Genomic DNA, 10,474 nt, shown 5'->3' on the forward strand with positions numbered 1-10,474 from the left:
AGCACCGTGCTGCACATTAGGTGAGATAAATTCATCACATAGATGAACCAGATGACAGGTTGATGAAAGGTTGTCTCCCTAGACTCGCAGAATCGGTTAATCCGACCCCAATGCTTTTCTAAAGATCAGAAGAATCAAAAATAAGGAAATGCGCATGTCCACTTTCTCTTTCGCATCCCTGCGTCGCCCGCTGCTGGCTGTTGCCCTGGCCGGTGCCGCTTCTGTCAGCTACGCCCAGGGCGGCAAGCCCGAGTGTCTGGCCCCGGCCAAACCCGGCGGCGGCTATGACCTGACCTGTCGTCTCGCTTCCAACGGCCTGGAACAAGCCAGCCTGCTGGAAACCCCGATGCTGGTTAACTACATGCCCGGCGGTATCGGTGCAGTAGCCTTCAACCATGTGAACGGCGTGCGCAAAGGCGACCCCGATCTGATCGTTGCAGCCAGCACCGGTGCAGCCCTGAACCTGGCTCTTGGCAAGTTCGGTCGCCAGTACGACGCCAGCAACGTTCGCTGGGTTGGCGCCCTGGGCGTTGACTACGGTGCCGTGGTTGTTGCCGCCGACGCTCCCTGGCAGAACCTGGATGAGCTGATGAAAGAGCTGCAGAGCAACCCGACCAGCGTCGTTATCGGTGCCGGCGGTACTGTTGGCAGCCAGGACTGGATGAAAGCCGCACTGATGGCTAAATCTGGCGGCGTTGATCCGCGCTCCCTGCGCTACGTTTCTTTCGAAGGCGGTGGTGAGTCTCTGGCAGCACTGCTGGGCGGCCACATTCAGGTCTTCACCGGCGACCTGGCCGAACTCAAGCCTCAGCTCGACAGCGGCACCATCCGCGTTCTTGCGGCACTTTCCGACGAGCGTATGGATGGCGCCTATGCCGAGATCCCGACCGCCAAAGAACAGGGCTATGACGTTCAGTGGCCGATCTGGCGCGGTTACTACATGGGACCGGAAGTCAGCGATGCTGATTACCAGGCCTGGGTTGAGCGTCTGCAGGAACTGGATGGCAAACCTGAATTTGCCGAAATGCGTGAAGCGCGCGGACTGTTCCCGATGAGCAAGTTCGGTAGCGACTTTGATACTTATGTGAAAGACCAGGTCGAGGAATTCCGCGGTCTGGCCAAGGAAGTGGGACTGGTTAAATGAGTGGTGCTGCCGACCGAGTGCTGAGTATTCTGCTGCTCGGTCTGGCAGCGTTTATCGCTGTCCAGGCCAGCCAGCTCGATGTGCCCTTCAGCTATGATCCGGTGGGCCCCAAGGCCTTCCCGATGCTGTTGTCCGGCATACTCGCGCTTCTTTCCGTGATTCTGTTTTTCCGTCCCGGTCAGGGCGGTAAATGGCCCCGTGGAGCGCTGCTGCTGCGCCTGCTCGGCGTGCTGGTATTGCTGGGCCTGTACGCCTGGTTCTTTACTCTGGCGGGTTACCTTATCACCACGGCGATTACTGTCGCTGTACTTGCCTGGTTGTTCAATTCGGGTCCGGCTAAAGCGGTGATCTCCGGCGTTTTGCTGTCGATCGGCTCTTACCTGCTGTTCACCTTCGCTCTGGGCATTACGCTGCCCTGGGGTGCCTGGCTGACCTCTCTGGCCTGATTTCGGAGTAACACTCTATGTGGGATTTTCTCTTCCAAGGCTTTGCCGTCGCCGTCTCCCCGCTCAACATCGCCCTGGTCATGGGCGGTGCGCTGCTGGGTACCCTGTTTGGCGCACTTCCCGGCATCGGCCCCATCAACGGCATCGCCATTCTGATGCCGCTGGCTTACACCCTGGGTTTGCCCCCTGAATCCGCACTGATTCTGCTGGCGGGCATCTACTGTGGCTCCGAATACGGCGGCCGCATGTCCAGTATTCTATTGAACGTACCCGGCGACGCCGGTGCGGTTATGACCACCCTAGACGGCTATCCGCTGGCACAGAAAGGCCTGGCGGGACCCGCGTTGGGGATGTCTGCGATTGCGTCCTTCGTGGGCTCAACCCTGGCCATTATCGGCCTGACCCTGTTTGCCCCGCTGCTGGCCATGGTCGCCGTGAAATTCGGCCCCGCCGAATTCTTCGCACTGATGATTTTCGCCTTTGCCTCCATGTCCGCCATGATGGGCAAAGACCCGCTGAAGACACTGATCGGCGCTATACTCGGTATTATTATCGCAACCGTGGGCGTGGACTCAGGTACCGGCGTACTGCGCTTTACCTTCGATATGCCAGAACTCTATGACGGCATCGACTTTGTCGTACTGATTATCGGTATGTTCGCCATCAGCGAGATTCTGCTGATGCTGGAGCACAGCTTCGATAAGTCTTCAGACAAAGGCATGGCGCCGATCGGCCGCGTCATGGTGAGCATGAAAGAGGTGATGAGCTGCAAATGGAGCATGCTGCGCTCCGGCGTGATCGGCTTCGTTATTGGCGTGTTGCCGGGTACCGGTGCTTCCGTGGCCAGTGCCGTCGCCTATACCACCGAGAAGCGGATCGTCGATAAAGAAGACACCTTCGGTACCGGTGATATGCGCGGTCTCGCAGCCCCTGAAGCAGCTAACAACGCTGCTGCTGCCGGCTCCTTCGTACCGATGTTGACCCTGGGTATTCCAGGTTCCGGTACCACAGCGATCCTGCTTGGCGCGCTGATGCTCTATAACATCCAGCCTGGACCTATGATGTTCAGCGAGCAGCCGGTGATTGTCGGCGGCCTGATCGCATCTCTGTACCTTGGTAACCTGGTACTGCTGGCTCTGAACCTGCCGCTGGCTGGCGTCTTTGCCCGCGTGCTGACCGTACCCAAGTGGATACTGGTACCCTGCATCGCCGTACTCGCGTTTGTCGGTGTGTTCCAGTTGCACTCGGACCTGCATGCCATCTATCTGATGCTGATCATCGGCGTCTTCGGTTACCTGCTGCGTAAGTTTGGCTTCTCTCTGGCCCCGATCGTTCTTGGCTTCGTCCTTGGCGGACTGATGGAACAGAACCTGCGCCGTGCGCTGGCGATCAGCGGTGGCGAAAGCGGCATCCTGTGGGAATCCGCACTCTCTATCGGCCTGTGGATTGCCGCCATCATCGTGATGGTTGCCCCCTGGCTGCTGGGCCGCTTCAAGTCCAAGGCTGTCGCGGCTAAATAAGCCGGCAGCCGCCTCCAGGCACCCCAAACGGTCGGGACTCTTCCCGGCCGTTTTTATTTGTGGGTTGCCCACTAAACATCCGGCTGAACGCTCAGGGCTCTGGCGTGATCGTCTCCTGCCAGCGTTTGAGGAAGGCGGCTCGCCGTAGCGGATCGACAAACGCCAGCAGGCTGGCGTTAAGGGGAATTGGATAGAGGTGATCCCCCACCTCGTCACGCAGGCGCTGAGCGGTGTAAGGCCCGACCACATCGGGCCGGACACTGAACAGCGGCGTCTCTCCCGCCATCACGCTCTGCCCCTCCTGGCTCAGCAGAAAACCCACAAACCGGTAGGCCGCCTGCGGATGCTCGGCTTCGCGATGCACAAACGCGGTACGCATCATCACAAGCGAATAGTCATTTGGCACCTGGACCACCACTTCCGGATGGTTCTGCGCCCAAACCATCGCGTAGGATCCAAGGATGTTGTAGGCAAGCCAGTATTTACCCGAACTCAACCCTTCCAGCATCTCCTTGGAGCGCGCGGACTCGTGCACGCCAACCTGCCCCATCGCCGCCACCAGGTCCCACATCTTCGGTGTATAGCGGGCATCCTGCTGAGACAGCATATCGCCGATACCACTGTTAAGCGGTGAGTAAGTGACGACCTTGCCCTGCAGCTCTTCCCGGTGATTCAGCAACAGGTCCAGCAGATCCTGATGGGTGGAGGGCGGCTTCATGGCCGCGGCAAGATCCAGGCGATAAGCCATGACAATGGGTTCAAAGGTGAATCCGAACAGCTCCTCCCGCCACTTGGCCCAGGCAGGCCACTGCCGGGTTTCTTCGGTGTCGACCCGCTGGGCGAAACCCTCGTTGCTCAAAGCCATCTGCCAGGGCATGGCAGAGCTGATCACCACGTCGGGCGCAGACTTGGCCGTTCTGGCGAAGGTATCGGCCATCAGCGTTGAACGATCCCGATAGTCGAGCGTTATATCTGGATTATTTCGCTGAAAAAGCGCCAGTACCGGTTCAAATACATCACGATCCAACGCGCCCTCAATAATGAGGGTTTCGGAGTGAGCAGCACCCCCAAACACAGCCAGCAGCAGAGGAAGCAGAGCACGCCGGACACAACGAGCCAGGGCTGAGCGACAATGACTGTGTTGCCCTGCCAGAGGTTCACGCCTGATCATCAGCGCCTCCCTGCGGAAATTGCACACACACCCTGAGCCCCTGAGGTTCGCAGGTGCTCAGCCTCAATTCTGCGCCGTGGCGCTCGGCGATGGATGCGACGATCGCCAGCCCCAGCCCGGAGCCCTCGGTCCCCTGAAGGCCAGCCCGCTCGAACGGCGCTATCCAGCGTTGCGGATCAGTCTCTGTACAGGGTCCGTTGTCTTCCACCCACAACGTGATTCCATCCGCTGTACGGCTTATTCCCGCAGTAATAAAAGTCCCCTCCGGGGTGTAGCGCAGCGCATTGTCGATCAGGTTGCCGATCAGCTCATGCAGCGACCAGGCTTCCCCCTTGAGCCAGATATCGGTTTCGGGAAGCTCGGCACCAAGATCATGCCCCCTCGCCTGCTGTCGGTCCGCCCACTCCATCAGACTTTCTCTCACCAGGGCGGAAAGGTTGATACTCTCCAGGTCGGCCTGGGATACCTGATGCCGGAGCCGGGCGAGATTCAGCAACTGCGCGGCCAGACGGCTGGTACGCCCGGAGGCCTGGCAAATCGTCTCGAGGGCCTGCCGCCAGCGCTCTGGATCGGCGCTGCCAAGTGCCAGTTCGCTGGTATTCTGCAGCCCCGCCAGCGGCGTGCGAAGCTGATGCGAGGCATCGGCGATAAAACGCAGCAACGCCTCCCGGTGTTGATCCTGACGTTCCAGCAGATGATCCAGGGTATCGGTCAGTTCACGCAGCTCAGAGGGTACATCCACATGCAGTGCGGAGTAGTCATCCAGCTTGCGACCTCTTAGCACCTGCCGCAGCCTTCTGATCGGCATCAACCAGGCCCGCATGACAAAGACCAGTATCAGACCGGTGATCAGCATCGTCATCGCAATCCGGGTCAGCGTGCCTCCGACCAGCGTTTGCGCCAGGGCTTCACGTCCTTCGGTGGTGTGTGCAACCCAAACCTCGACGGGCTCCTGAGTTTCCCAGCCAGCAGAGCTGACTTCCCTACCGTGCAACCTCAGCGAACTACCCTGAAGCTTTATATTGGCAAACACAGGAGCCTTTTTGATCTGGGTACGCATACGTGATGTGATGGGCAGTTGAACGTTGGAGGTGATCGACTCCCCCTGGGCCCCGATCAGTTGATAGAAAACGCGCTCCTGCCAGCGAGTGGCAAGAATCTGTAGTGCCGACGCCGGCATCTCCAGCATCGGCTTGCCATCCGGCCACTGGATCGCTTCGGCAATGGCCAGGCTAGCGGCTTCCAACTGGCCATCCAGTGCCTGATCCGCCGAGCGCTTGGCGCTGGCCCAGGCTTCAATGAGCAGCAAACCGCCCAGGCAAAACATGATGACACACCACCAGAGTGCGAGACTGCGCTTGAGAGACTGCGCCACCTAGCCGTCGGCCTCTTCAAGCCGGTAGCCCAACCCGCGTACGGTGCGGATCTCGGTGCCACTACCCTGCAAACGCTTACGCAGCCGGCTGATATAAACATCGAGCGCATTGGCGCCCACCGCTTCAAAGCCAAACAGGCGCTGTTCCAGCGTCTCTCGCTGCACGATCTTGCCGGCATTGAGCAACAGCCCTTCGAGCAGATTCAGCTCTCTGCGTGGAAGCTCGATGTACTCCTCGCCCACGAATGCCATCGCTGAATCCACATCCACCCGTAAACGCCCGAGACTAAGCACATTCTGCAGGCGCTGCTGGCTGCGCCTGAGCAAGGCACGCACACGCGCTTCCAGCTCGATCAGTGAAAAAGGCTTGGTAAGATAGTCGTCGGCGCCCAAGTCCAGCCCGCGGACGCGATCGTCCAGGCTGTCTCTTGCCGTCAGCATCAGCACCGGAGTGGCATCCTGCCGCTGCCGCATCAGTTTTACGATCTGGCTGCCGTCACCGTCAGGTAAGCCCAGGTCCAGCAGGACCAGGTCGTAATTCACCAACGACAGGGAGTGGGCAGCATCACTGCAGCGGGAAAAGTGATCCACCACATGTCCCTGCTGACGCAGCGATGAACCGATGCTCTCGGCCAGCAGCGCGTCATCTTCTATCAGGAGTAAATGCATAGGGTTGCGGGTCTTTATTCGATATTCTGGATCTGCTCACGCATCTGTTCGATCAGCACTTTGAGCTCCACTGCCCTCTGCGTGGTCGCTGCAACGATAGACTTCGATGACAGGGTGTTGGCTTCGCGGTTCAGCTCCTGCATCAGGAAGTCCAGGCGTCGGCCGATCGGGCCTTTCTGACCAAGTACGCGCCGTACCTCCTGCACATGGGTGTCGAGACGATCCATCTCTTCATCCACATCGGCGCGCTGAGCGATCATCACGATCTCCTGCTCCAGGCGGGAAGGATCGATTTCAACACTGACATCGGCAATTTTGGCGCGGATCGACTCCCGCTGAGCCTCAAGGATCTTCGGCATCAGCGAGCGCACTTCGGCGACGATATCGGAGATGCTGTCCAGGCGCTGGTTGACCAGCTGAGTGAGCTCCTGCCCTTCTCTTTCACGTCCAGACGCCAGATCCTGCAACGCCGCATCAAAAAGCGTCAACGCCTCCGTCTTCACCTCTGCCATATCCACTTCGGTTTCGCGAAGAACGCCGGGCCAGCCCAGCACCTGGAAGGTGTCCAGAGGGGCGGAGTCTGGCATAAGACTGCGCACCTGGGCCGCTGCAGCGATCAGGTCGCGAGCACGCTCTTCGTCGACGCTGCAGGTCTGGGCCGCCGCCTCGGGAATAAAGCGCAGGGTGCACTCCACCTTGCCGCGACTGAGGCCGTTGCGCAGTTTTTCGCGCACCTTGCCCTCCAGATCTCGCAACGTTTCCGGCAGCCTCAGATGCGGCTCCAGATAACGGTGATTAACTGAACGGATCTCCCAGGTGAGCGTGCCCCAAGCGCGATGCGCTTCCTGACGGGCGAAGGCGGTCATGCTACGTGTCATATTCGGTCGATCTCTATTAAAATTAGGGATTCGCTTTTGAGCCATATTAACAGCCCCGGCATCAAGCCTCTATCGACCGGGGAACACACCAAACAGGGTATATACATGTCTTCCACGCTTTCCGAACAGCTGCAGAACCTGGGCCTGAAAAAAGTACGCCCCAGTGGTCGTGAACTGGACCAGATGCGCGAAGTCCGCATCACCCGCAACTTCACCAAACACGCGGAAGGCTCGGTGCTGGTGGAGTTCGGCGATACCAAGGTGCTCTGTACCGCCAGCGTGGACCGTGGCGTACCCCGCTTCCTGCGCGGCTCGGGCTCGGGCTGGGTCACAGCCGAGTACGGCATGCTACCCCGCTCCACCAATACCCGCTCAGACCGTGAAGCAGCGCGCGGGAAACAGGGCGGCCGCACCGTTGAGATCCAGCGCCTGATCGGCCGTTCACTGCGCGCCGCTATGGACCTGAAAAAGCTGGGCGAGAACACCATCACCATCGACTGTGATGTACTTCAGGCCGACGGTGGCACCCGCACGGCCTCCATCACCGGTGCCTTCGTCGCCCTGCAGGACGCGGTCAATGTACTGAAGAAAGACAAGAACGGTGCCATGAAGGGTGACCCGATCAAGCATCAGCTTGCCGCTGTTTCTGTGGGCATCTATGAAGGCCACCCGGTGCTCGACCTGGATTACGCGGAAGACTCAAAAGCACACACCGACATGAACGTGATCATGACCGCCAGCGGTGGTTTCGTTGAAGTTCAGGGTACCGCCGAGGGTGAACCGTACACCCAGGACGAACTCAACGCCATGCTCGCACTCGCCGCCAAAGGCATCGGTGAACTGGTCAAGATCCAAAGTGCTGCGCTGCAGGAATAAGCGGCGCTGCATCAGATAGTAAAAAAGGAGCCATCGGCTCCTTTTTTTCATGCTGCTTGGGTTCAGATATCGATGGCGTAATCGATAATCAGCGGGCAATGCTCAGAGAATCTGTGATCCCGGTCGATGCGGGCCGCCTTGATGCTCTTACGCAGATTGGCGGTAGTCACCTGGTAGTCAGAGCGCGCGCCCTCATTCAGCGTCCAGGCGCGGTTGTAGTCCGGCCACCAGGTGTATTGACGCTCAGCCTTGTTAACCTCACGGAAAGCGTCCACAAAGCCCATCTCGCCATAGACTTCGTCCATCCAGGCACGCTCTTCCTCAAGGAAGCCGGAAACTTTCTGGTTAACGTACCAGTTGCTCAGATCCATCGGTTTGTGCGCGATGTTGAAGGTGCCGGTAAAGATAAAGTCGCGACGCTTGCGCAGGGTCTTCTTCAGGTGGTTCTTGAAGTGCTCAAGGTACTCCATCTTGCTCGCCTGAGCTTCTTCACTTTTCAAGCCGGACGGGATCGTCAGAGAAGATACGCTGACCTTATCGAAGTCTGCCTGGATGAAGCGTCCCTGGGTATCGCACTGCTCGAAACCAAGACCGGTCATGATCGCCTTGGGCAGGTGACGGGTATAGATCGCGACTCCGCTGAAGCCGTCTTCAAAGGCTTCGAAGAAGTAGGAATGGTATCCCTCCGGGTGATAGCGATCTCCATCGAGCTGATATTCGCGCGCCTTCAGGTTTTGCAGACAGATAACATCGGCATCCTGCTCTACCATCCAGTCGAAAAAGCCTTTGTCGGCAGCCTGTTCAATACCCTGAGTATTGAAAGTGATCACGCGCATAGTCAGTTGTGCCTCACCCCAGCGGGAATTCGAAAAATCGAAACAACAATTGTATCGGTAAGGCGCGGAAATTTAAAATATTTACCGGCTCAAGGGCGTGAAAATAGAGTATCAGTTAGCACCGTTAAGGCCCTATGCCGGGATTCGCGGTATGATTAGCCCCCTAACCCGTCAGACGATCCAGTGGAGAGAACTATGCAGGACTACCAGCGCGACTTTATCGAATTTGCCATTAAACAGGGCGTGCTTAAATTTGGTGAATTTACGCTGAAGTCAGGCCGTAAAAGCCCGTACTTCTTCAATGCAGGGCTGTTCAATACCGGCGGCGCCCTCGCCAAGCTGGGACAGTTCTACGCCGCTGCGATCGTCGACTCAGGTATCGAATTTGATGTCATGCTGGGTCCGGCCTACAAGGGTATCCCGCTGGCTGCTGCGACCACCGTCGCCATGGCCACAGGCTTCCAGCGCGACGTTCCTTACGTATTCAACCGCAAGGAAGCCAAGGATCACGGCGAAGGTGGAACTCTGGTAGGTGCACCGCTTGAAGGTCGTGTGATGATCATCGATGACGTCATCACTGCCGGCACAGCAATCCGTGAGGTGATGAGCATTATCGAGCAGGCGCAAGCCAAACCTGCTGGCGTGGCTATCGCACTCAATCGCATGGAAAAGGGCCAGGGCGAACTCTCCGCCATCCAGGAAGTGGAACGTGACTACAACATGCCAGTTGTCAGCATCGTATCCCTGGAAGACCTGATCGAGTTTCTGGAAGAAAAAGGCGATATGGCCGAAGAGCTGAACTCTATCCGCCAATACCGCGAAGAGTTTGGTATTAAAAGCTGATTCGCACTTGACCGACAAGCCGCTAAGTGGTTGAATAGCAAACGATTGCCCGGATAGCTCAGTCGGTAGAGCAGGGGATTGAAAATCCCCGTGTCGGTGGTTCGATTCCGCCTCCGGGCACCACTATTTAAGAAGCTCGCATTAACAAATGCGGGCTTTTTTTATGCCCGTCGCCCGTCATTACCACCAGAAACGACAAAGGGCCCGCACACATCCATGTTACGAGCCCTTCTTTGCAGCCTCCTTGCCGCACCCTTCACGATCCGTGCGAGGGTCGAGGTCCAGCTTCCCGCTGATTAAACACGCATCCTTGCGCTCCTCATGTGATTATATTCGTTCATCACCAGCCGGATTGGTATAGGAGTTTTTCCTATTTTGGAACTGGTGTTTGATAGCTGGGCTCTGGGTATTGGCTGGTGCGGTTATGCGCAGCAGCGGCTTATATCGAGCGATCTGTGGAGTTTTTCCTGGTTGTCTAACTTAGTGCGAGCTGGCGTTCTTATGAACCTGCAAGGAGCTCTGAGGCTCTATAGGGATAGCGCTTTCTTAATCCATTTCAGAGTATTCCAGAATGAGGAGCTTGCAGTTTGTAGGCGATTAGGTCGTCGCGCTTGGCCGCCGGGCTTTGAATTATCCACCATGCTGGCTTCTATCGGCACGGGGGCGTGCCTCCAACTTCGGTGCGGTGGCACGATAGCTTTGCGTAGGAGGGGCGG

The 10,474-nt window shown here is 58.0% G+C and carries 10 protein-coding genes and 1 tRNA gene; 6 read left to right on the top strand and 5 right to left on the bottom strand.

Going from position 1 to position 10,474, the window contains the following annotated elements:
• Nucleotides 1-154: 154 nt before the first annotated feature.
• From C4S72_RS21435 to C4S72_RS21445, 3 genes are read left to right on the top strand one after another with little or no spacing between them, the layout of a single operon-like run.
• The gene (locus C4S72_RS21435; RefSeq protein WP_235009230.1) at nucleotides 155-1,144 is read left to right on the top strand and encodes a Bug family tripartite tricarboxylate transporter substrate binding protein; all 990 of its coding nucleotides are present in this window, start codon (nucleotides 155-157) and stop codon (nucleotides 1,142-1,144) included.
• On the top strand, nucleotides 1,141-1,590 hold the full coding sequence (locus C4S72_RS21440; protein ID WP_104005223.1) for a tripartite tricarboxylate transporter TctB family protein: 450 nt from the start codon (nucleotides 1,141-1,143) through the stop codon (nucleotides 1,588-1,590). Before C4S72_RS21435 ends, C4S72_RS21440 begins: the two co-directional genes overlap by 4 nt.
• Before the next feature lie 17 nt (nucleotides 1,591-1,607).
• Nucleotides 1,608-3,110, top strand: a complete 1,503-nt coding sequence (locus C4S72_RS21445; RefSeq protein WP_104005224.1) for a tripartite tricarboxylate transporter permease — start codon at nucleotides 1,608-1,610, stop codon at nucleotides 3,108-3,110.
• A 91-nt stretch (nucleotides 3,111-3,201) separates the two neighbouring features.
• On the opposite strand, the gene C4S72_RS21450 is transcribed toward C4S72_RS21445, so the two are convergent.
• The 4 genes from C4S72_RS21450 to C4S72_RS21465 are packed head-to-tail and all read right to left on the bottom strand — an operon-like array spanning nucleotide 3,202 to nucleotide 7,203.
• Nucleotides 3,202-4,281, bottom strand: a complete 1,080-nt coding sequence (locus C4S72_RS21450) for an ABC transporter substrate-binding protein (protein ID WP_104005225.1) — start codon at nucleotides 4,279-4,281, stop codon at nucleotides 3,202-3,204.
• Nucleotides 4,268-5,656: a sensor histidine kinase gene (locus C4S72_RS21455; protein ID WP_235009231.1), complete on the bottom strand. Its 1,389-nt coding sequence runs from the start codon at nucleotides 5,654-5,656 to the stop codon at nucleotides 4,268-4,270. Before C4S72_RS21455 ends, C4S72_RS21450 begins: the two co-directional genes overlap by 14 nt.
• Nucleotides 5,657-6,325 carry a response regulator gene (locus C4S72_RS21460; RefSeq protein WP_104005227.1) on the bottom strand — a complete coding sequence of 223 codons (669 nt, stop codon included), beginning with the start codon at nucleotides 6,323-6,325 and terminating at the stop codon, nucleotides 5,657-5,659.
• A gap of 14 nt (nucleotides 6,326-6,339) precedes the next feature.
• Nucleotides 6,340-7,203, bottom strand: a complete 864-nt coding sequence (locus tag C4S72_RS21465; protein ID WP_104005228.1) for a YicC/YloC family endoribonuclease — start codon at nucleotides 7,201-7,203, stop codon at nucleotides 6,340-6,342.
• Between the two features lie 105 nt (nucleotides 7,204-7,308).
• Between C4S72_RS21465 and rph the strand changes: the two genes are divergently transcribed.
• Entirely contained in the window at nucleotides 7,309-8,079 is a 771-nt protein-coding gene (gene rph, locus C4S72_RS21470) for a ribonuclease PH (protein WP_104005229.1), read from the top strand.
• A 62-nt stretch (nucleotides 8,080-8,141) separates the two neighbouring features.
• On the opposite strand, the gene C4S72_RS21475 is transcribed toward rph, so the two are convergent.
• On the bottom strand, nucleotides 8,142-8,915 hold the full coding sequence (locus tag C4S72_RS21475; RefSeq protein WP_104005230.1) for an exodeoxyribonuclease III: 774 nt from the start codon (nucleotides 8,913-8,915) through the stop codon (nucleotides 8,142-8,144).
• A gap of 195 nt (nucleotides 8,916-9,110) precedes the next feature.
• Here C4S72_RS21475 and pyrE point away from each other — a divergent pair, with 195 nt between their 5' ends.
• Nucleotides 9,111-9,758, top strand: coding sequence for an orotate phosphoribosyltransferase (pyrE, locus tag C4S72_RS21480; RefSeq protein ID WP_104005231.1), 648 nt, complete (start codon nucleotides 9,111-9,113; stop codon nucleotides 9,756-9,758).
• Between the two features lie 47 nt (nucleotides 9,759-9,805).
• A tRNA-Phe gene (locus C4S72_RS21485) sits at nucleotides 9,806-9,881 on the top strand.
• The last annotated feature ends 593 nt before the right edge of the window (nucleotides 9,882-10,474 follow it).

Source organism: Marinobacterium lutimaris, assembly GCF_900108065.1.
Taxonomy (GTDB): domain Bacteria; phylum Pseudomonadota; class Gammaproteobacteria; order Pseudomonadales; family Balneatricaceae; genus Marinobacterium_D; species Marinobacterium_D lutimaris.